The organism is Veillonella parvula, assembly GCF_040094895.1.
GTDB classification, from domain to species: Bacteria; Bacillota; Negativicutes; order Veillonellales; family Veillonellaceae; genus Veillonella; species Veillonella parvula_L.
Map to the genome: position 1 here is coordinate 73,550 of NZ_JBBNGV010000005.1, position 23,526 is coordinate 97,075.

Genomic DNA, 23,526 nt, shown 5'->3' on the forward strand with positions numbered 1-23,526 from the left:
TTTGTATTATTTAATTTGGAGGTTGACACAATGGGGTCTGTATGGAGATTACAAACAAGAACAGATAGTAGTAGTGGAGAAAAAATTTCAAAGTATTGTTTAGATAATGATGTTGCCGCTTTAGGATGGAGTATTAAGGATGACCATATAAAGCACTATAATCCTGAGGCTATAATTGAAATACAAGAAAAACGTAATCAAATAGAAAATATAGATCAGTATTATGATGTTATTAGAACGTATGGTTTATATGGGATGAATCAAAAAAAACGTTTAGTCGCTGTTGATATGTTGAGTGAAGTCGAAAAGGGTGACTATATTTGGATGCGCGATAATGGTATTTATTATCTAGGACGTGTGAACGAAGATTCTAATTTTACTTATAATTGTGACAAGGATGCATTAGATTTTGATGCAGCTAATCAAATTACAGGAATTAAGTGGGAACGGATTGGTGATGAAAGTCAGGTGCCAGGAGCAGTAGCAACAGCTTTTATTCGCGGTCGAACTATACAACGCATAAATAAAGACTATATGTTTGAATATGCTGAATATGCATTTTGGGGAAAACCTTTGGTATTAGAGAAGTCAAATGAAGAATTTTTACAACAATTGTTTTATGATTGTTTATCACCAAATGATTGTGAAGATTTAGTTTGTCTATATTTATATGATCGTAAAGGTTATGTGACAATCCCATCTACGAATAAAATTGCAACTGAGCTATATGAATGTGTATTAGTAAATCCAGAAAATGGGATGCTTGCATATCCTCAGGTAAAAAAAGGGAGTGTTCCCTTAGATTTTAATAATTATGTTGATTTGGTAGATGACCAAAAGCGAAAAAAAGAAGTATATCTATTTACATCAGAAGGTATAGTAAATAAATCAAACGTTCAAAGTGATTTGATTCATATTATTACTCCAAATGACTTATACCGATGGGTAAAGGCTAAGATGGAAAGTGAAAATTATTTAATTCCTGAAGGTATTGTAAAATGGTATAAATTAATACACTCATCAGAATAATAGTTAAAAATTAGGAGAGCGCATATGAGCCAAGTTTTTAAACAAGATTTAACAGATACTTCAGTCCGACCAGGTGGTATTTTTTTCGTTGAGTTATTAATGCCGAAGCAGTGTGATATGCCTGATCGGGATACAATGATAGAGATATTTACGAAGCATCTAGGACCTGTTGATTGTTTTGATCACCGTCGTGAGTCTGCTGGTTTTGCTCCTCAGAATTATAAGGTGCATTACGAGGATACTGATGCAGATATTTCACCGACGTTAATGGTGACGGATTGTGAGAAAATCGATAAGCCTGTATTAGATGATTTTGAACGTAGTCAGGTGTGGGATTGTCCCAATGTGGATGAGTTGTTGACAGAGTGTCAATACAGGGTGTTTGCTACGGATATGTTAGCCTCTGGTTTAGAGGCTAAAGAACGGGCCGATATGCTAGTGAAATATGTAGATGCACTGTTGGAGCTATATCCATCTTGTAAAGCTGTTGTATTTGGTCCATCTCGTAAGTTCTTAAGTCGTGAATCGATTGAAAATCATTCAGATAAAGCGGTAACTCGTTTTATTTATTATGCTGTAAATGTACGTTATTTTAGTATTCAAGGTACCAATGATATGATGGTAGATTCTGTGGGTATGAGTACATTATTTTTACCTGATTTACAGTATCACTTTCACGGTGTAGATCCTAATCATGTAGTATTTCATGCTTATAATGTGTTGAATTATATTTTCGAACATGATAATCTAATAGGTGATGGGGGAACCATTGCGGGGTTACAAAATGGCGAGATGAATCAGGATATTCAGTGGAAAGTACAATATGAGGATTCTCTAAGTCACCCGGTTCGAGAGGTTCTAGATATTAATATGCGAGAATATGCATCGGGCACTCGCTAGTTGTTAATCAATGAAAGGTGTGAGCATTATGAGTGATCAACGTGTTTTTGATATGGAACTCGTGAAAGTTGAAAGTTTGGAGAAAGCTGTTAAGACACCATTTTATCAAACTGATTCCACAGGTGGCTCAATATGGGTTATTAAAGCTGGTCAAACCTTACCAAAGCATTACCATCATAACTCTGATGATATATGGGTTATATTGCAAGGCAAGGGGGTATTTTATCCAACGCCGGATACGGAGGTGCCTTTTACAAAGGGGCAAGTTATAGTATCTAAAAAGGGTGAATGTCATGGTGCAAAAAATACTGGAACAGAAGATGTCATCTTTGTGAGTATCGTCGCTCCTGTGCCTGCTGATTATGATCCTGTTAGTACTAATTAATATGAAAGCACTTTATAGTATTTTGTTATCTTATAATAGAGACAGATTTATACTATAAAGTGCTTTTTTATTTTATATAGTCATTTCTAGCGAATATACCTTTTCTATTTTTATATGCTATTATTTTGATTTCACTATTCCTATTTGATATTTCTATATTTTATATAGTTCCATTGACAGAGGACGTTTGTTCTTTTAAGATGGTAAAGTATGTAATATTTTAATAAGCAGAAAGGAATTATATGAACTCATCTACACTAGAGCCTCAAAGTGGGGACATCAATTTCAAAGATTTTACGAAACGTCGTATGCTTCACGTAGTCTTACCATTGTTTATTGTTTCTATTATTGCCTTCTTAGATCGTGTTAATATTGCTTATGCAGGCTTGACTATGAAGGAGAATTTACCGTGGTTGACGCCAGAAGTATTTGGTATGGGGGCAGGCATTTTCTTTATTGGTTATGTTTTGTTTGAAGTGCCTGCATCTTTAATTGCAGCTCGTTGTAATGCTATGCATTGGGTGGCGCGTATCATGTTTAGTTGGGGTCTCGTATGTATTCTTATGACGACGATGACCACTGAGTTGGAATTTTATGTTTATCGATTTTTACTTGGTCTATGTGAGGCTTCTTTATATCCTGTAATTTATTCATTACTTATTCCAAATTGGTTCTTGCCAAAGGAGCGTGCGAAGGCGATCTCTTTGATGTTGACGTCTTTATTGTTCTCTAACATCATTGGTGGGCCATTGGCAGGTATTTTATTGGATACAACGTTCTTTGGTCTACATGGTTGGCGTACACTCTTTATCGTTGAAGCTATTCCTGCTGTGATCTTTGCGTTCATTTTCGCATTCTGGATGAAAGAGCGTCCTGAACATGCATCTTGGGTAACTGATGTAGAAAAGGTATATATTAAAGCCGAGCTTGAAAAAGAAGAGCAACAAAAGCAAGCGGTAAAGAAATATACTACTTGGCAAGCGTTGAAAGACCCAAAAGTATTGCGCCTAGCGTTAATCTATTTCTTGTGGGTTATTGGTTTCTGGGGCTTTAGTTTTTGGATGCCTCAAGTTCTTAAAAGCTTATCTGGATGGCCACCAAGTGTGGTAGCGTGGTCTATTGCTATTCCAATGACAGCAGCCTTACTTGTACAAATATACTGTGGTTACTCTTCTGAAAAGCGCAATGAAAAACGTTGGCACGTTGCTACTACATTGTTCATTGGTACTATTGGTTTCTTAGCAACACCACACAGTCTGTCTCCAGAAGTTAGCTTATTCTTTATATGCTTAACTGCAGTAGGTGTTTACGGTGGTATGGGTGTATGGTGGACCATGCCAACAACCTTCTTATCTGGCGCTGCTGCAGCGGGGGCGATGGGACTCATTAACTCTTCAGGTAACATGGGGGGCTGGGTAGGTCCTTATATGCTTGGATTCATCAATGGTCACACAGGTAGCTTTGCTTATGGCTACTATGTAATGGGGGCTTGTATGTTCCTTGCTGGTCTATTAATTTTGACACTTCCAAAATCTATGGAGCATAAAGAGGATTAAGTAGAGTTATATTATAGATAACTTCATAGGAAAATATTTAACGAATGCTTCAATGGTGTGATTTTGGGTACTATTCAATTTTATGTTACAATTTACAAAATAGTATTATTTAAACTTGAGGAGACAGAATATTGAAAGAGTGTAGACCTAAGTTTGATGAAATTACATCATTTGATGAATTTAAAAAATATTATTGGTATCGTGATGAACTTTCACAAATATGTAAATCATTAGGATTAGAATATAGGGGAATAAAACAAGAACTCAATCATATTATTGAGCAGTACTTTAAAGGCAATTTAATTAAAAAATCATCAATAAAAAATAGAAAAAAACAAGTGGAAAATATTACTTTAGATACACCATTACTTGAATGTAATTTTTCTTTTAATACGAAGTTTAGAGAATATTTTTCTGATTTAATAGGTGTTTCACGATTTAAATTTAATGCTGATATGGCTACTGCTTGGAGAAAAGTAAAAAGTGAAAAAAATATTAGCTTTACCATTGGAGATTTGCTGAAAGTATATTATGGTGAATCAGATTATGCAAAGTATGACAATTCGGCTTGTCAATGGAATCAATTTTTTAAGGATTTTTGTGCAGACGAATGTAGTGGCAATTATTCGAATAAATTAAAAGTAGCATCTATTATTTGGAAAGAAGTTAGAGATTCAAAAAATGAAAAAATCTATTCAAAGGATCTTTTAAGTGAATATGCATATAAATTAGAAGCGTATCGCAAGTAGAAGTAACTTGTCATTGCAGAGACGTATGGGAAAACTAGCAATTAAATTTATAATAGAATAATGATAAAAGCACCTTATATCCTATGAGAAGAGTCATTTGTGATGACTTTTGTAGGTATATAAGGTGCTTTTATTTATTCCTGATTTCTTTATTGATTTTATTTTGTTACATCAGGCACTTTCCCAGGATTCATATCGAGGTTTAGATCTGTGGATTTGAATGGGTGTGGGTTTGCCTCTGGTGGTTGTACTTTGAGTTCTGGATGCAACCATTGTAATTGTTTTAGTTCCCAGTCGTACTTGGCACCGTCATTTTGTAGCTGACGAATATCTTTTAGGATTTCGTCTAGTTGGTCGCTATGTTTATTAGCCATCCCTTCAAGAATGTAAAGACGACCTGCTACACTGTCGATGGTAGAGCCATCGTGGTCTTCATCGACACGCCATTGTAATTCAGAGATTTGTATTTGCTGGAATATGATAACGATAACCAGCACAATGATAACGCCCCACATGGGCGCTTCTTTAGCTTTCAAAAGGGCTCGCAATTTACATGCGAGCCCAGATGGTTTGTTCATTATTGACGATCCTCGAGTTGTAATCCAGGTAATGGTAATTTGGAGTTTACGAAGTCTAACCACAAGCGAGAAGCGTGGGAGAGGTAATGACCCTTTTTCCAAATTACATAAAGGGTATGAATAATTTCAGGTACGAGAGGTCTTACGACAACCTTAGAACCAACCTCCGTATTTTCACCTACCTCAGGGCAGAGGCGAGATGGTAATAATGCAATAGCAAGGTTTGCACTAACTGTTTGTAACATGAGATCACGTTGGCTCGTTTCAAACACGATATGCGGTTGGAAGCCGGTGTGTTTACAAGCTTTGATGATTTCATCATGTAAGTTGAAATCGTCTTTATGCAATACAAAGGATTCATCAGCTAGCATTTCTAAGCGAATTTCTTTTTCTTTTGCCAAAGGGCTAGATTTAGGAATGATAACGGATAGTGGGTCACTTGTAAGGTAGAAAGATTCAAATTCTTTAGGGTTTGGTTTAGTACAGATGATGCCAATATCGATTAAACCTTCCTGAACGCTGATCTCAACCTTTTTAGAACCTTGTTCGTAGAGTTCCAATTCGATTTGTGGATATACTTTTTTAAATTCACCTAATAACTGGGCAAAAATGGGAGCATCAGTAATTGGTGGAATACCAATTCTGATGGAACCTTGTTCCAAACGAAACTCGTTTTCAAAATCAGTTTTTAGATGTTCAAACATAAACACAACGCGTTTAGCGTGGGTTAAGAAGATGGTACCCCCATCAGTAAGTTCTACAGATTTAGCATTACGCATGAAGAGAACAACACCAAGTTCGTCTTCTAAAGCTTTAATTGTACGGCTGATTGCAGATTGGGAGATGTGTAAATTCCTTGCAGCCTTACTAAAGCTTTTTTGATCAGCTACTTCAACGAAGTATTTCAAATGATGAAAATCCATAATTAACCCCCTAAAAATAAAACTTGGTTATAGGACGTGACCTAACTAAATGAGAATAGTTATTACTGTAATGCAATTAGCTATTACTTTATGTAAAGCATGGATAGCAATATTGGCAAAGCGACAGTCACTGTATGTGTTGCGTTGATAGGGCCCAGCACGTTATAATTAGCATATAGGGCTATATCAAGTTATGATATTAGGAATTATGGTTGTGCCCATCACAAAAAAGTATGCTCACACATAATGCCATATTATATATAACATATATATTATTGCATTATTTTTTCATGTGCGCAAGTTTGTAATGGTTGTTATTCCTAAACATAATGATAGATTAAGCAAGTGTTCTATTTTTGCTAAATGCTTAAGGAGGCAATAATCACATGAGTCGTAAATTTAAAACTATGGACGGCAACCAAGCGGCTGCTCACGTTTCTTATGGTTTTACAGAAGTTGCTGCGATTTATCCAATCACTCCATCTTCTCCAATGCCAGAACACATTGATGAATGGGCTGCATCTGGTCGAAAAAACATCTTCGGCAACACTGTTCAAGTTGTAGAAATGCAATCTGAAGCAGGTGCTGCTGCTGCAACCCACGGTTCTTTACAAGCTGGTGCATTAACAACAACTTTCACATCTTCCCAAGGTTTGTTATTGATGCTTCCTAACTTATATAAAGTAGCAGGCGAATTACTTCCAGGTGTATTCCAAGTAGCTGCTCGTGCATTGGCTGCACATGCTTTGGCTATCTTTGGTGACCACCAAGACGTAATGGCTGCTCGTGCAGCTGGCTGTGCTATGTTAGCTGAATCCTCTGTACAAGAAGTAATGGACTTGTCCGCTGTAGCTCACTTGACAGCTATTAAAACTCGCGTACCTTTCATCAACTTCTTTGACGGTTTCCGTACATCCCACGAAATTCAAAAAATTCAAATCTGGGACTATGAAGATTTAAAACCATTGGTTGACATGGATGCTGTTAAAGCTTTCCGTAAAAATGCTTTGAATCCAGATGCTCCTGTAACTCGTGGTACTGCTGAAAACCCTGACGTTTACTTCCAACATCGTGAAGCATCCAACAAATTCTACTTGAACGTTCCTGACGTTGTAGAACACTACATGAACGAAGTTAACAAATTGGCAGGTACTAACTACCAATTGTTCAACTACCATGGTGCTCCTGATGCTACTGACGTTGTTGTAACTATGGGCTCTTCCGCTCAAGTTGTAGAATCCACTGTTGATTACCTCAACAAATTGGGCCGCAAAGTTGGTTTTATCAACGTTCATTTGTTCCGCCCATTCGCAACAGATCGTTTGTTGAAAGCTCTTCCTAAAACTGTAGAACGCATTGCAGTTCTTGACCGTACTAAAGAACCAGGTGCTTTGGCTGAACCATTGTTCTTAGACGTACAAGCAGCTGTAGTTGACGGTGGCCGTAATGTAAAAGTTATCGCTGGTCGTTATGGTTTGAGCTCCAAAGACGTTATCCCTGCAGATATCGTTGCTGTATTCGATAACTTAGCTGCTGAAAATGGCAAGAAATTCTTCACATTGGGTATCAATGATGATGTTACATTCTTGTCCTTAGATCGTGCTGAAGGCGTAGAAGTTGAAACTCCAGGCTTGACTGAATGTAAATTCTGGGGCTTCGGTTCTGACGGTACAGTTGGTGCGAATAAATCCGCTATCAAAATCATCGGTGACCACACTGATATGTATGCTCAAGCATACTTTGACTACGACTCCAAAAAATCTGGTGGCGTAACAATGTCTCACCTTCGTTTTGGTAAAAACCCAATCAACTTGCCTTACTTGATTACTGAACCTCAATTCGTAGCATGTCACCGTCAATCTTATGTACATGAATACGACTTGATTCGCGGCATCAAAAAAGGCGGTACATTCTTATTGAACTGTACTTGGTCTCCTGAAGAATTGGATGAACATTTACCTGCTAAATTACGTCGTCAAATCGCAGAAAAAGAATTGAACTTCTACATCATCAATGCTGCGAAAATCGCTTCCGAAATCGGTTTGGGCGGTCGTATCAACATGGTAACGCAAGCTGCATTCTTCAAATTGACTGAAATCATCCCGGTAGATGATGCTGTTAAATACCTTAAAGAATCCGTAGTAACTTCTTACGGTAAAAAAGGTCAAAATATTGTTGACATGAACAATGCTGCTATCGATCAAGGTGTTAACGCTTTGGTAAAAGTAGATGTTCCTGCTAGCTGGAAAGACGCAGTAGATGATGGCAATCATGCAGTTAAACCTGGTTGCGAATCTTGCCCATCCTTCGTTCAAAATATTGCACAACCAATCAATGCACAAGCTGGTTATGATCTTCCTGTATCCACATTCTCTGGCTATGAAGATGGTACATTGCCTGCTGGTACTGCTAAATTCGAAAAACGCGGTCCTGCATTGTTCGTTCCAAAATGGTTGCCTGAAAACTGTATTCAATGTAACCAATGTTCCTTCGTATGTCCACATGCTACAATTCGTCCAATTTTGGCAACTGAAGCAGAAGTGGCTGCAGCTCCAGAACATTTCGATACAATCCCTGCATTGGGCGCTAAAGACCTTCAATTCCGTATCGCTGTATCCCCATTAGATTGCTTGGGTTGCGGTAACTGTGTTGATATTTGTCCAGCTCCTAAGGGCAAAGCTATCGTGATGACATCCATCGATACTGAAATCGAACAAGCTGAAGCTTGGAACTATGGTGTTAACCTTCCTGTAAAAGAAAACCCTATGAAGAAGGAAACTGTTAAGGGTTCCCAATTTGAACAACCATTGTTCGAATTCTCCGGTGCTTGCGCAGGTTGTGGTGAAACTCCTTACGCTAAATTGTTAACTCAATTGTTCGGTGACCGTATGATGATTGCCAATGCAACTGGTTGTTCCTCTATCTGGGGTGCTTCCATGCCTGCATCTCCATACACAACTAACCAACAAGGTCATGGTCCTTCTTGGGCAAACTCCTTGTTCGAAGATAATGCTGAGTATGGTTATGGTATGTACATCGGCGTTAAGAAAATTCGTCAACAATTAGTAGAATTGGCTTCTAAAGCAGTTGAAACTACTACTGGCGAATTGAAAGAAGCTTTGGAACAATGGATTGAATTTGCTAACCTTGGTGCAGCTACTCGTCAACGTTCCGAACGTCTAGTAGCAGCTATCGAAGCTGAAGGCGCTACAACTCCTGAATTGAAAGAAATTCTTGAGAAAAAACAATTCTTAATCAAACGTTCCCACTGGATCTTCGGTGGTGACGGTTGGGCATATGATATCGGCTTCGGCGGTGTTGACCATGTATTAGCTTCTGGCGAAGACATCAACATCTTCGTATTCGATACAGAAGTATATTCCAACACTGGTGGTCAAGCTTCCAAATCCACTAATGTAGCAGCAGTTGCACAATTCGCAGCTTCTGGTAAACGTACTAAGAAGAAAGACCTTGGCATGATGGCTATGTCTTATGGTTATGTATACGTAGCACAAGTAGCTATGGGTGCAGATAAAAACCAATTGATGAAAGCTGTTGCAGAAGCTGAAGCATATCCAGGTCCATCCTTGATTATCGCTTACAGCCCATGTATCAACCATGGTATCAAAGCTGGTATGGGTAAAGCTCAAGAAGAACAACGTAAAGCAGTTGCAGCTGGTTACTGGGATCTTTACAGATACAACCCTCAACTTAAAGAAGCAGGTAAAAATCCATTCTCCTTGGATTCCAAAGAACCAACTGAAAGCTTCCAAGACTTCCTTAAAGGTGAAGTACGTTACGCTTCCTTGGCTAAAGCGGCTCCAGATGTGGCAGAAGAATTGTTCGCTAAAACTGAACAAGATGCTAAAGAACGTCGCTTAAGCTATGTTCGTTTACAAAAAGGTTTTGAAGACGTAAAATAATTCGTTATTTAACGACTGAAAACTATATGAGGCACCCTTTCGAGGGTGCCTCTTTTGTATGTAAATTTGGTTTTCTAAATATCATATTAAGTATCTTCCATAAATCAGTTATAGTGCTAGTTGCTATTGTATTACTTACGTATTAACTGCTTAAAACATAGGTAATATACTAGGAATTTGGTATAATGATAAGGAGTCATGCATAATTTTAGCAATACATATTTTGGATAATTCTAATATTAAATATAGAGGTACATATGGCTAAGGATAATACACAAATGACAACGGAAGACATGCAACAAACGATATATAAAGAGTTAGGCTATAAATCCTATCCATTTCCTTTTACGACGCCGGCCTATTTAGAAGCGTATGGTGCTCTTGTAGGGCTAAATACTCCACCTGCGAAGACAGCTCGCGTTCTTGAACTAGGTGCTACTTATGGCGGTAATATTATTTCTCAAGCCGTATTTAATTCAGAGGCGACCTTTGTAGGGATTGAGCTTTCACAAGACCAAGTAGAGAAGGGCAATCAAATCATCAGTGATGCCAAACTAGATAATGTATCCTTGATACAAGGAAACATCTTGAATTTTGAGGAATCGATGGGGACCTTCGATTACATTATTGCCCATGGATTCTACTCTTGGATTAGTGATGAAATGAAGGATAAATTGCTCAATATTATTTCTAGTCATTTGGCTGATAATGGCATTGCCTATGTGTCGTACAATACGTATCCAGGCTGGCATACTATGGAAGAGGTTCGTCAGCTTATGCTATTTGCTAATCGTGATCAAGATAATTTGACTCATAAGGAAAAGGTATTGCGCGGGAAGACCGTAGGCAGTCTTGTGGGTGCTCAGATTCTTAACTATGATAATCTTAAAGAACGAAATAGTAAATTTCTTGGTGCATTGCGCTCTGTCATGCAAAAGGATGACTATTATGTAGGTCATGATCATCTAGAGCCTCATAATGATCCATGCTATTTCTATCAATTCAATGATCATTTGAAAGCGCATGATCTTGCGTATGTATGCGATGCAGACCTTACACTATCTATGGTTCGTACCTACGATGAAAGTATAGCAGCTAAACTTGAACAACTGGCTCCTAATAGCCAAGCGGATCAAGAACAATATTTAGATTTTATACTAGATACAACATTCCGCAAGTCTATTATTTGTAAAGCTAGCGCTGCAAAAGATATCAACTATGCTATTGCGAATCCGGCTGAAGTGAATACAATTCCTGTACGTACAACTGTAAATAGCTTTGTTTTCCAAATTCTCTTTGATGAGGAAGCACTGGAAATGTTTGAAAATGAGCTCGTAAGAGATACGTTCCAAGCGCTTATCAAAGATGGTGGTACGTTCAATATGATCGAGGCCTTCGCTATTTTGAAAGCGGCTCATGAGGCGGCTCATGCATCTAATGATGAATTAGAACCTGCTGTATGTAGCTTGTATAAAGCTGTAGTAGAGCATATGGTACGTGGTGGTATTCGCTTCTATAAAACATTCCCTGTAAAAGAAGAGTATATGGAGGGCTTATCTTATATACCTGCCCGTTTTACAAACTTTGTAAAGGCTATTGTTCATGGTGGTAGTGAATATATGTATGGAGCAGATATGTTCAATGATGCTATTGGTGATATTTCTGAAGAGGATTTATTATTTATGGAGTTATTGAACAAACCAAAAGCGAAATCTACGGTAATTAAAAAGATTAAAGAGGCTCTCTTTAGTGCAGATCAGTCTCAAACTACAAAGCATCAAAATGCCATGGCTGAAGCTTTTTATAATGAATTAACAACGCGTATGGAACATTTGGGCTTTGTTAGAAGTAAGAAAACAGGTAGTATTTCCTAAGTGATAGCTCCCTTTATTTGATCCTGTTGCTATGAGTCTGTATTATATTCTGCTGATTTTATAGCTAAAATATAAACCCGTTACACTTATAACATATTTATGTACTAAGTGTTAACGGGTTTTGTTTTATATAATTAAATTTACTTTTATTTTATATTTATTACTTTTAGTTATTTTATATTGCTGAAAAAGTATAGTAAATCGATAATTTTAATGAGGAAAAAATGAGCCGTTCATGAAAATATGGTATAATGTGTATGGGTATTTTGTAAATATCATCCGATGTGTTGTGGATGATTCTATAAATTGTATTAGTTGATAAAGTTGTATTAATTGTATTATTTGTAAAAGGAGTCTTTTATGGCATCTAAGAAGGCAGTTCTAGTATATATACTAGAAATCCTGAAAGACGAAACAGATGCTAATCATACGTTATCTCAAGAGGAGATTCGCAGTATATTAGCCGAACGGTACGAGGTATCCGTCGATCGGAAAACCTTAGGCCGTCATTTAAATGATTTATATGAATCTGGAGATTTTAGTATTCAATGTGAAGAGTCTGCTGTGGGAGCAGATGGCACAATTCGACGTACTGATTTCTATATGATTCATACCTTTGAAGATTCTGAATTGCGATTATTGATTGATGGTATATTGGCATCTCGCCATATTACTGCATCTCAACGTAAAGATTTAATCGGGCGTGTTGCAAAATTGGGTAGCTCCTATTTTAAGCCTCATGGTATTGATATTGAAAGTAATACGGGGTACCTTCATAGAAGCCAAGATTTATTTCTTAATATTGATCTCATAGAAGAAGCAATACAAAAGGGTAGAAAAATTTCATTGGCCTATTGCCAACCAGATGTGGATAAGCGATTACATATTAATCTTGGCCCAGATCATAAGGAACGGAAGTATGTATTTAATCCATTCCAACTAGTAATGAATCGAGGACATTATTACCTGGTAGGAAATCACGAAAATTATGATGACATGTCTACATTACGCGTTGATCGAATTGCACATATTACGGTGCTAAATGAACGTAGAAAACCTTTGCGGGAGATAAAGGGATATCAACAACAACGCACCTTTAATGTGTCACAATACGTAAAGGAACATATTTATATGTTCGGTGGTGAATCTATTACTGTTACGTTTAAAGCTAGACGTTCCATCGTAAATCAAATTTTAGATTGGTTCGATGGCAATGTAGAGTTTACAAATATAACAGCTGATAATGTTGTATGTCGTGTACGTGTTAATCATGACGCCTTTAAATATTGGGCGCTCCAATATATGCAAAGTGTAAAAGTGCTTACTCCAGCTTCTTTAGTGACAGAGGTAAAAGCCGCAATTGAGGAAGGTTTACACCAATACTCATAAATAAAAGCTAGTTGATCGGTGAATCAACTAGCTTTTTTATGTTTTCTTATAGAACGTGCATTTTTTCTGCTTCTCTATAGTCTTTTAGAACCGGACGTGGAGGCAATTTACCCATGAGGCTTACAATATAGATTGCGATAGAAGAGAAGATGAAGCCTGGCACAATTTCATATAGGCCAAAGAATCCAAATTGTTTCCAAATGAGTACTGTTAAACCACCTACAACAATACCAGCGATACAGCCGTGACGCGTCATGCGCTTCCAGAACAAGGAGAACAAGATTGCTGGACCGAAGGCTGCACCGAAGCCTGCCCATGCATAGGCTACCATCGTCAAGATATAGCTGTCTGGATCCATAGCCATATAGATGGCAATCAATGCCACTAGAAGTACTACGATACGGCTTACTAATACAAGCTCTTTATCGCTTGCTTTTGGATGGATGATATTAGCATAGAAGTCATTAGAAATAGCAGAGGCTGTTACTAATAATTGAGCAGATGCGGTACTCATAATAGCGGCCAATACAGCGGACCAGATAAGGCCTGCTACAAATGGAGTAAAGAGCCGTTCAGTCATGATGAGGAATATTGTTTCCGCATCAGTGCCTACTAATTTATCTGGCAGCATGTAAACATGACCGATGAGACCTACTGCAATAGCTGCCATAAGGGATAAGATAACCCATACCATGGCGATATTCGTAGATTTCTTAAGCTCTTTCGCATCAGAGATAGCCATAAAGCGCACTAGGATGTGAGGTTGACCGAAGTAGCCAAGACCCCAACCAAGAGAAGAAATTAGGCCGATAGCCCAAGTAAACCAATCAGATGGATTACCAAACAAGCTAAGTCCTTGTGGAAACTCATGTTGGATGAGTTGGAATGTTTCAATAGGGCCACCCATGTACATGGCTGCTGTAATTGGTACTGCCAAGATGGCAAAGAACATTAATGCGCCTTGAATACAGTCTGTCCAAGATACGGCAAGGAATCCGCCAAGGAAGGTATAAAATACGACGATGCCAGCGGTGATAAAGAGGGATACGGTGTAATCAAGACCAAAGATGGTATTGAACAATTTGCCCCCTGCCACGAATCCTGATGATGTATAAATCAAGAAGAAAATCAAGATAAATAAGGCGGAAATGACAGCTACCGAATGGGATTGATCATGAAAACGATTCTTCAAATAATCCGGTAATGTTAAGCTATCACTGGCTACCTCAGTATGGTTACGTAAGCGTCTAGAAACGAATTTCCAGTTCGCCCATGTACCTAATGTGAGGCCTACGGCAATCCATACACCAGAAATCCCCGTAGTATACGCTAGACCAGGCACACCCATGAGCATCCAACCACTCATATCTGATGCCTCTGCACTGAGTGCTGTGATCCATGGTCCTAGTTGTCGGCCACCGAGGATGTAATCACCAATGCTGTTTGATTTGCGATAGTAGTAGACCCCGATATACATCATGAGTCCTAGGTATAAGGCAAAGGCGATAATAATCATTAAGTTGTCTTGTGTCATGCCTATATAAGACCTCCTTAGGTTCTAGTTATATTCTATAGTATAGTAAATAATTTTTATTGTACCACATATTAGTACTTTAGAGGGTAAAAAAATTGGTGATATTAATAAGATTCCTATACCAATTTAGCCCATATACTTTAGAGATACGCATTAGATTGTTGCTTATGAAATCATATACTAATGAGTCCCATACCGAACGAAATATGATAAAATAAAAGAATGTAAAAACGATATTTCGTATTGGGTATACGAAATATTGGTCAGTAGTCATCGAGATTAATATTTACATTTCTGGAACGTGAAAGGAGGACCTTATGGAACAACAAGTAGGCACTAAGCATGAAGTACCTAAACCGTATCAAGTTGTGACGAAACAACAAGCGTTGCGTATGTTAGAGACCTACTTTGGGTATACCTCCTTTAGACCGGCTCAAGAGGCTCCTATTGCATCCTTGTTGCGGAATGAAGATGTAATTGGAATCATGCCGACAGGGGCAGGGAAGTCTATCTGTTTCCAGATTCCTGCGCTTTGTAAGCCGGGTTTGACTATTGTGTTTTCTCCGCTTATTTCTCTTATGAAAGACCAAGTGGATGGTCTTTTAGTACAGAATATACCAGCGTCACTTATCAATAGTACGCTTACCCAAGCAGAGTTTAATAAAACCATGTACGAAGTACGCAGTGGCAAAATTAAACTCTTATATATTGCGCCAGAGCGGTTGAGCTCTAATTTTTTCTGTAATGTACTGCGAGCGTTACCGATTGCTCAAGTTATCGTGGATGAGGCTCACTGTATCTCTGAGTGGGGCCATGATTTTAGACCGTCTTATCGACTTATCGGAGAGTGGCTCAATTCATTACCAAAGAGACCTATCGTGGGGGCTTTTACGGCGACGGCGACGAAATATGTAGAAAATGATATAAAAAAATTATTAGGTCTAGATACGGCTAATGTATACGTGACGGGTTTTGATCGGCCTAATTTATCGTTCTCTGTTATCCGCACACCGAAGCGGATGGATTACGTTGTCCATTATGTGCGAGAGCACGCCAATGAAAATGGTATTATCTATTGTGCAACGCGCAAGGATGTAGATCGGGTTTATGAAAATTTAACCCGTGCGGGCATCAAAGCTGGCCATTACCACGGAGGACTCAACGACGAGGTGCGCCATGAAATGCAGAATGCCTATGCAGACGATAAATTACAGGTTATGGTGGCGACGAATGCCTTTGGTATGGGCATTGATAAAAGCAATGTACGCTATGTGCTACATTATCAAATGCCGCGTAATATGGAGTCCTATTATCAGGAGGCAGGACGAGCTGGCCGTGATGGGGCACCTGCTGAATGTATCTTGCTTTATAGTGGGCAGGATGTACAGGTTCATAAGTATTTAATTGAACAATCTATCGAAACGCCGGAACGACAAGATGTGGAGTTACGCAAATTGCAGTCCATGATTGATTACTGTTTCTGTAGTAATTGCTTGCGTAAATATATGCTTAATTACTTTGGTGAAAGCACCGTTTGGACTACTTGTGATAATTGTAGCTCTTGTAAGGGTTCTGCTGATAAGGTCAATGTTACGAAGGAAGCAAAAGCTATTTTTCGTGCCATCATGGGCACCGATGAGCGATATGGGGCATCAATGATAACCTCTATCGTCCGCGGGGAGCGAACGGATCGTATTATGCGTGCTGGACATGATGCATTGCCTGTCTTTGGCTTACTGAGCAATGTAGATGAAAAATCTATTAAAGGACTTATCCAACAGTTTGTAGCATCTGGCTACTTGCGCAGTTCGACTGGAAAATACCCTATATTATCCTTAACGGCTGGTGCAGAGGAAGTATTAGCAGGTCGTAAAGAGGTAGAGGAAATTAGACAACATGTGTCTGTGCCTTCTCGCACTAGTAAGTCTGCTGCCTCAGTGGTGCGAGGAAAGTCCAGCTCTACATCGGGCGGCTTATTTGAACATTTACGTCAACATCGCAAATACTTGGCAGAAAAAGCGGGTCTTAGACCGTATCTTATCTTTCCTGACACAGTACTCATAGATTTGGCAAATTTACGACCTACAACATTAGGTGAGTTTGGCAATGTTAAAGGCGTAGGGGAAGCAAAATTAAAAAAATATGGACTTACCTTTTTACAGGCCATTGCAGAATATAAGGGATAATAAATTTTACTGTATATATGGTAGTACTGTATATTTTTTAGTATGATAGTACTATATATTTTAGTAAGACTAGCAAGATATACGTTAGTATTTTTTGCTTATTATATATAGATCTAGGGGGATAAATGAGCTTAGCAGATACACAATACCTCGGTATTATTGAAAATATTTTAGATCATGGCATTTATGGTCAAAATCGCACAGGCATTGCAACGTACAAATTGCCTCAACAAATCATGCAATTTGACTTGCAAGAGGAATTTCCAATTTTAACCACTAAATTTGTAGCTTTTAAAACAGCTGTGAAAGAATTATTGTGGATTTGGCAAATGCAGTCCAATGACGTGCGCAAATTGCAAGAAATGAATGTGCACGTATGGGATGAATGGATGCGTGAAGATGGTACTATTGGTAAAGCATACGGCTACCAAATTGCGAAGTACAAACAACTAGATAAGCTTATCAAAACGATTAAAGAAGATCCTGATAGCCGCCGAATGATTGTAACCCTTTGGAATATTGAAGATTTAGATGATATGGCGTTGCAACCATGTGCGTATGAAACCTTATGGGATGTAGGGGATGGTTACTTGAACTGCATGCTCATCCAACGCAGTGGCGACATGGGGCTTGGCGTTCCGTTTAACACGGCTCAATATGCGGCATTACAATGTATGATTGCTCAAGTAACAGGTTTAAAACCAGGTAAATTTACACATGTTATCAACAATGCCCATATCTATGAAAATCACGTAGATGCATTGCGTGAGCAATTAGCACGTCGCAATCAAGCGTTGCCTGCTCCAAAAATTATCGTGAATCCTGAGGTAAAAGACTTCTATGACTTCACACCAGAGGACATTACCTTAGATGGATATGAACATTTAGGTAAATTATCCATGACTGTTGCTGTATAGCATTGTATTCATGACAATTGTTAAATAGCATAATATGTATGGCTATTGCTATATAGTATTATGTTTATAGCCATTGCTAAATAGTATAATTTATGACTGTTGCCATATAGTATTAACTGAAAGAGGGCAGTATGTTAGCATTAATCGTAGCCGTAGCACATAATCGTGTAATCGGTAAAGATAATACTTTGATTTGGCATTTGCCAAATGATTTGAAATTCTTTAAGGAAAAAACAACAGGACATGTTATTATCATGGGCCGTAAGACCTTTGAAAGCTTACCGTTCTTGTTGCCAAATCGTGAGCATTGGGTAATTACTCGTGATAAAGGCTTTGATGCACCAGAAGGTGTTAAGATTTTCCATAACCCTGAGGCGGCTGCTGAAGCAGCACGTGCTCTTGATGCGGCCTACGTTATTGGTGGCGCTCAAGTATACGAAGCTTTTCTACCTTATGTAGATACTATGTATATCACTGAAGTGGACCACGAATTTGATGGGGATGCATTTTTCCCTGAATTCTCAGAGGATGCTTTCACTATCGAATCCGTTGTAGACGGCATTGTGGATGAAAAGAATCAATATCCTCATCGTTTTGTAACCTATCGCAGAAAGGCAGCTAAATGAGTGAAAGAATGTTTGCCCTTATCGGCAGTGAATTAAATGTTAAGCCAAAGCAGGTGCAAGCTGCAGTAGAATTGCTGGACGAAGGCAATACGGTGCCGTTTATTGCGCGGTATCGTAAAGAGGTAACGGGCGAATTGCAAGATGAGCAATTGCGCACCATTGAAGAACGCATTAAATACTTGCGCAATTTAGAAACACGTCGCCAAGAAATCATTGCTTCTATTACAGAGCAAGAAAAGATGACAGACGAGTTGATGAAATCCTTAGAGGCAGCAACAAAGCTTCAAGAGTTAGAGGATTTATATTTACCGTACCGTCCTAAGAAACGTACGCGCGCCATGATTGCCCGTGAACGTGGCTTGGAGCCGTTAGCGGAAATGATCCTTAACGATACAGTTATCTCTGGTGATCCGCTAGAGATCGCAAAAGAATACATAACAGAAGAGGTTCCTACACCAGAGGATGCCATACAAGGTGCTTCTGATATCGTAGCGGAAATCGTCAGCGATAGTGCAGACTTCCGGGCGTACTTGCGTAAGAAGATGTGGAATGAAGGCTTTATTCAAGCTGAATTGAGCGGTGAAGAGGAAGAACAACAACAATTCTTGCAATACGCTGAATATGCTGAGCCAGTTCGTCAAATGCCGTCGCACCGTATTTTGGCGGTAAATCGCGGTGAAAAATTAGGTGCTTTAAAACTAGCTCTAACTGTACCAGGTGACACCTATGTCGCTTATATGGTTCAAAAGTTAGAGAAAAATCCGAAGTCGATCTTTGCAGACTATAAAGCAGCCGCCGTAGCCGATGCGTACAAACGCCTTATTTTCCCAGCTTTAGAGCGTGAAATCCGCAATGAATTGACGGAAAATGCGGACGAGCAAGCTATCAAGGTATTCGGTGTGAATCTTAAAAATCTATTGTTACAACCGCCACTAGCAGGGCACGTCATCATGGGTCTCGACCCTGGTTACCGCACCGGCTGTAAGATGGCTATCATTGATCAACAAGGCAATGTGCTCGATTACGGTGCTTACTACTTAACAAATAGTGAAAAGCTTCGCAAGGAAGCTCAAAAGGTATTGGCTGATAAGATTCGTAGATTTAAGGTGACGCTCTTGTCCATTGGTAATGGTACTGCATCTTACGAAACAGAGCAATTTGCATCTACTATGATTGAAGAGGAAAAATTAGATTGCCACTATATCATTACTAATGAAGCGGGCGCATCTGTGTACTCAGCATCTAAATTGGCTATCGATGAGTTACCAGATTTAGACGTTACCATTCGCGGTGCTGTATCGATTGCACGCCGTGTACAAGATCCATTGGCTGAATCTGTTAAAATCGATCCTAAATCTATCGGCGTAGGTCAATATCAACATGATGTAAATCAAAAACAATTGACACATACCTTAGACCAAGTAGTTGAAACTGTAGTAAACCACGTTGGGGTAGAGCTAAATACTGCATCTCCAGCTATCTTGCAACATGTTGCAGGCATTTCTAGTGCGGTGGCTAAAAATATTGTTGCATACCGTCAAGAGAATGGTGTGTTTAAAAGCCGTAAGGAATTGCTAAAAGTACCTCGTTTAGGCCCTGCAGCCTTTACACAATGTGCTGGTTTCTTGCGCTTACAACACGGTAAAAATCCACTGGATAATACATCCGTTCATCCAGAGTCTTATGAATTGGCAGAGCGCATCATTGGTGAATTAGGCTTTACCTTAAAAGACTTACAAGATAAATCTCAATTAGAAGCATTGCAAGTAAAATTACCTCTTGTGGATGCCGATAAAATGGCTGCCAAGCTTGATGCGGGCGTGCCGACTGTTCGGGATATCTTGGCGGCTCTTGCTAAACCAGGTCGCGACCCTCGGGAAGATTTACCGGCTCCATTGACCAGAAAACACGTAGTGAGCCTTGAAGATATCAAGGTCGGTACCGTTGTAAAAGGTACTGTTCATAACGTAGTTGATTTCGGAGCTTTTGTAGACTTTGGGCTTAAAACGAATGGTCTATTACATCGCAGCGAGCTTTGCAATAGCCGTCAACATCCATCTGATGTGCTTGCTGTAGGTGATATTATCGAAGCTCAAATCATTTCTGTTGACGTAAAGCGCAATCGCATCGGTCTGTCTGTAAAAGCATTACAACCAGAAAAACCAAAGAATAACGATAATAACCATAATAGAAATAATAATGGCCAACGTAGAAATAATGATAACCGAAACAACAACCGTAATAATGGCGGACGTCAAAATGATAATCGCCATAATGGTTCTCTTAATAATGGGGATCGTCGAAACTGATAATTTCTTAGAAGACTAGTTAATCTACATTAATAGATTTTAAATGATAGGCATTCTTGACTAAAAGTCATTATACCAAAAACCGCACCCTCTATGGTTTTAGAGGGTGTGGTTTTTCTATATAGCTAAAAACTATGTATATTAATGCAGAACAGATATATCGAAAATGATATATCTAATTGAAAAAATTAGATATAGGGAGTATGATGAAACCATAGAGGGGAAATTCCTAAATCATATTCCTAAAGAGGAGGTAATGCAATGAGCTTGAACCTTAAAGAAAGATATGGACTTTTAATTAATAATGAATGGGTAAAGGCATCTGACGGTGCTGAATTTAAAGTATATAACCCTGCTAATGGCGAACAACTCGCTATCTGTGCAGAGGCTACATATGGCGATGTTGATAAAGCTGTAGAGGCTGCAACAGAAGCTTTCAAAACGTGGAAAAACGTTTCTCAAGTAGAACGTGCTGATTATTTATTGAAAATTGCGGATGCTATCGATACTCACAAAGAACATTTGGCACAAGTTGAAACATACGACAATGGTAAGCCAATCCGTGAAACATTGAACGTGGATATTCCACTTGGGGCGGACCATTTCCGTTACTTTGCAGGCGTGCTTCGTTCCGAAGAAGGCTCTGCACAAGTATTTGACGAAAATACATTGAGTCTCATCGTTCGTGAACCGATTGGCGTTGTAGGTCAAGTTGTGCCTTGGAACTTCCCATTCCTAATGGCCGCTTGGAAATTGGCTCCAGCTCTTGCAGCAGGCTGTACAGTTGTTATCAAACCTTCTAGCCACACATCTCTTAGCTTATTAGAACTTGGCGATATTTTGAAAGAAATCTTGCCACCAGGTGTTGTAAACATCGTAACTGGTAAAGGTTCTAAATCCGGTCAATATATCCTTGATCATCCTGGTTTTAGCAAACTTGCTTTCACAGGCTCTACAGAGGTAGGTCTAGATGTATATAAAGCAGCATCTGAACGCTTGATTCCTGCCACATTGGAATTAGGTGGTAAATCTGCGAATATCTTCTTTGAAGATGCGAACTGGAAACAAGCTCTTGACGGGGCAATGCTCGGTATTCTTTTTAACCAAGGTCAAGTATGCTGCGCTGGTTCCCGTATCTTCGTACAAGATACAATTTACGATAAATTCGTAGCTGAACTTGCTGCACTATTCGATAAGGTGAAAGTTGGTTTGCCTTGGGATTCATCTACTCAACTTGGCTCCTTGATTTACGAAGACCAAGTTAATAAAGTATTGAGTTATGTAGACCTTGCAAAAGAAGAAGGAGCTCGCATTGTAGCCGGTGGTGTACGTGTTACTGATGGCGAACTTGGTAAAGGTTGCTTTGTAAGACCTACACTTATTGTAGATGCTACAAATGATATGCGTGTAGCTCGCGAAGAAATCTTCGGCCCTGTAGCTGTTGTCATCAAATTCCACAGCGAAGAAGAAGTTATTGAACAAGCAAATGACAGCTTATACGGCCTTGGCGGTGGCGTATTTACTCAAAACATCAACCGTGCTATCCGCGTAGCTCGCGGTATCGAAACAGGGCGTATGTGGGTAAATACATACAACTCAATCCCTGCAGGCGCTCCATTTGGCGGCTATAAACAATCCGGTATCGGTCGTGAAACTCATAAAGTTATCCTTGAGCACTACACTCAAATGAAAAACATCATCGTAAACTTGAGCGATAAACCATCTGGTTTCTACGATTTAGATTAATAACATATAAACTTCTCCGATGAACTATAACAAAGAGGCACCTCGAAAGAGGTGCCTCTTTTACTAATATTGAGATAGACGGAATATTTTTCTATACTCTTTTGGTGCATCAGAACCATCAGAAGGTTTTATAATAACTCTAATATATATATCTTCTTTGAAGTCTGGATATGTTGCTGCATATTCTTTGCAGAATTGATCCATTCGATTGTAAAAATTTGTTACATCTTGGTTTTGTATGGCCGAATAGGGAATAGGCATTTCAATATACAAAGAAGATGTATCGTATGTAGCATAGGATAACTCCTCTGCTGTTATATAGTTTTTCATTAATGGGAATGCAGTTATTAATGGGATGTTAGTTATCAGTATTCGCTCCACTTGTGGTACAACAGGTGCAGAGGTGTTCAAGGCTTCAGATATTTCAATGGGCATTTGTGGATATTTGTCAAAGGTGACTTGCCATGTATTGTTCCTATGAGACTCTAAGTGATATGTTAGATTAGGATAATCCTCATTTATATATTGTTGTACCTCATCTTCACTATAATGTGAGAGAAGATGACAACCCGTTGTTAGTATGGGGGATAGTATAATCAGTGGAAATAATATAAATCGTTTTAGGGTAAAAGGTTTCATTGTATATTCCTTTTATACTACTTTAGGAAGTTTAGTAAATCGTAATTGCTTAACAGGTATTGTTTAATTTATTGGTGGAATTTTGGAGTACATTATTTTAATTATATTATATCTAAATTAAATGTTTACTCATATAGCTGATTTAATACCACACACCTCTCAATAAATCATAATAAAGAAGTAGCCCGAAAGAGGTGTCTTTTTTGTACTTAAGAATAGTCTATTATATGTAAAAGTATAGTGTATGTTATAATTGTAGCCAT

The 23,526-nt window shown here is 38.7% G+C and carries 17 protein-coding genes; 13 read left to right on the top strand and 4 right to left on the bottom strand.

Annotated features, from left to right (window positions below; all coding sequences use genetic code 11):
* Nucleotides 1-30: 30 nt before the first annotated feature.
* The 5 genes from AAAT26_RS08915 to AAAT26_RS08935 all read left to right on the top strand — a co-directional run bounded on the left by AAAT26_RS08915 (nt 31) and on the right by AAAT26_RS08935 (nt 4,619).
* Nucleotides 31-1,029, top strand: a complete 999-nt coding sequence (locus tag AAAT26_RS08915) for a hypothetical protein (protein WP_012864715.1) — start codon at nt 31-33, stop codon at nt 1,027-1,029.
* Between the two features lie 24 nt (nt 1,030-1,053).
* Complete coding sequence (locus AAAT26_RS08920) at nt 1,054-1,929, top strand: DUF4261 domain-containing protein (protein ID WP_024061617.1); 876 nt, start codon at nt 1,054-1,056, stop codon at nt 1,927-1,929.
* Between the two features lie 28 nt (nt 1,930-1,957).
* A complete protein-coding gene (locus tag AAAT26_RS08925) occupies nt 1,958-2,314 on the top strand; it encodes a cupin domain-containing protein (protein WP_012864713.1) in 357 nt (118 codons plus the stop codon).
* Nucleotides 2,315-2,556: 242 nt separating this feature from the next.
* The gene (locus AAAT26_RS08930) at nt 2,557-3,870 is read left to right on the top strand and encodes an MFS transporter (protein ID WP_012864712.1); all 1,314 of its coding nucleotides are present in this window, start codon (nt 2,557-2,559) and stop codon (nt 3,868-3,870) included.
* A gap of 131 nt (nt 3,871-4,001) precedes the next feature.
* Nucleotides 4,002-4,619, top strand: coding sequence for an SAP domain-containing protein (locus AAAT26_RS08935; RefSeq protein ID WP_012864711.1), 618 nt, complete (start codon nt 4,002-4,004; stop codon nt 4,617-4,619).
* A gap of 158 nt (nt 4,620-4,777) precedes the next feature.
* On the opposite strand, the gene AAAT26_RS08940 is transcribed toward AAAT26_RS08935, so the two are convergent.
* Nucleotides 4,778-5,197 carry a hypothetical protein gene (locus tag AAAT26_RS08940; RefSeq protein WP_012864710.1) on the bottom strand — a complete coding sequence of 140 codons (420 nt, stop codon included), beginning with the start codon at nt 5,195-5,197 and terminating at the stop codon, nt 4,778-4,780.
* Nucleotides 5,197-6,120, bottom strand: a complete 924-nt coding sequence (locus AAAT26_RS08945; protein ID WP_008602616.1) for a LysR family transcriptional regulator — start codon at nt 6,118-6,120, stop codon at nt 5,197-5,199. Before AAAT26_RS08945 ends, AAAT26_RS08940 begins: the two co-directional genes overlap by 1 nt.
* Nucleotides 6,121-6,506: 386 nt before the next feature.
* On the opposite strand from AAAT26_RS08945, the gene nifJ reads away from it, so the two are divergent.
* The 3 genes from nifJ (at nt 6,507) to AAAT26_RS08960 (ending at nt 13,306) form a co-directional block, all read left to right on the top strand.
* On the top strand, nt 6,507-10,043 hold the full coding sequence (gene nifJ / locus AAAT26_RS08950) for a pyruvate:ferredoxin (flavodoxin) oxidoreductase (RefSeq protein ID WP_349209107.1): 3,537 nt from the start codon (nt 6,507-6,509) through the stop codon (nt 10,041-10,043).
* A gap of 257 nt (nt 10,044-10,300) precedes the next feature.
* Nucleotides 10,301-11,917 carry a methyltransferase regulatory domain-containing protein gene (locus AAAT26_RS08955; protein ID WP_024061614.1) on the top strand — a complete coding sequence of 539 codons (1,617 nt, stop codon included), beginning with the start codon at nt 10,301-10,303 and terminating at the stop codon, nt 11,915-11,917.
* Nucleotides 11,918-12,277: 360 nt separating this feature from the next.
* Nucleotides 12,278-13,306, top strand: coding sequence for a helix-turn-helix transcriptional regulator (locus tag AAAT26_RS08960; protein WP_012864707.1), 1,029 nt, complete (start codon nt 12,278-12,280; stop codon nt 13,304-13,306).
* A 46-nt stretch (nt 13,307-13,352) separates the two neighbouring features.
* Here AAAT26_RS08960 and putP read toward each other — a convergent pair whose 3' ends face one another.
* Nucleotides 13,353-14,840, bottom strand: a complete 1,488-nt coding sequence (putP, locus tag AAAT26_RS08965; RefSeq protein ID WP_024061612.1) for a sodium/proline symporter PutP — start codon at nt 14,838-14,840, stop codon at nt 13,353-13,355.
* Nucleotides 14,841-15,157: 317 nt separating this feature from the next.
* Here putP and recQ point away from each other — a divergent pair, with 317 nt between their 5' ends.
* The 5 genes from recQ to AAAT26_RS08990 all read left to right on the top strand — a co-directional run bounded on the left by recQ (nt 15,158) and on the right by AAAT26_RS08990 (nt 22,624).
* Entirely contained in the window at nt 15,158-17,026 is a 1,869-nt protein-coding gene (gene recQ / locus AAAT26_RS08970) for a DNA helicase RecQ (protein WP_278470433.1), read from the top strand.
* 125 nt (nt 17,027-17,151) lie between these two features.
* Nucleotides 17,152-17,943 carry a thymidylate synthase gene (locus AAAT26_RS08975; protein ID WP_012864704.1) on the top strand — a complete coding sequence of 264 codons (792 nt, stop codon included), beginning with the start codon at nt 17,152-17,154 and terminating at the stop codon, nt 17,941-17,943.
* Between the two features lie 131 nt (nt 17,944-18,074).
* Nucleotides 18,075-18,569 (top strand): dihydrofolate reductase, encoded by a 495-nt coding sequence (locus AAAT26_RS08980; protein ID WP_008715045.1) that lies wholly within the window; start codon nt 18,075-18,077, stop codon nt 18,567-18,569.
* Nucleotides 18,566-20,878: a Tex family protein gene (locus AAAT26_RS08985; RefSeq protein ID WP_316058604.1), complete on the top strand. Its 2,313-nt coding sequence runs from the start codon at nt 18,566-18,568 to the stop codon at nt 20,876-20,878. The genes AAAT26_RS08980 and AAAT26_RS08985 overlap by 4 nt, the downstream gene beginning before the upstream one ends.
* A gap of 261 nt (nt 20,879-21,139) precedes the next feature.
* Nucleotides 21,140-22,624: an aldehyde dehydrogenase family protein gene (locus AAAT26_RS08990; RefSeq protein WP_004696787.1), complete on the top strand. Its 1,485-nt coding sequence runs from the start codon at nt 21,140-21,142 to the stop codon at nt 22,622-22,624.
* A 63-nt stretch (nt 22,625-22,687) separates the two neighbouring features.
* On the opposite strand, the gene AAAT26_RS08995 is transcribed toward AAAT26_RS08990, so the two are convergent.
* Nucleotides 22,688-23,263 (bottom strand): hypothetical protein, encoded by a 576-nt coding sequence (locus AAAT26_RS08995; protein ID WP_316115538.1) that lies wholly within the window; start codon nt 23,261-23,263, stop codon nt 22,688-22,690.
* Nucleotides 23,264-23,526: the final 263 nt, after the last annotated feature.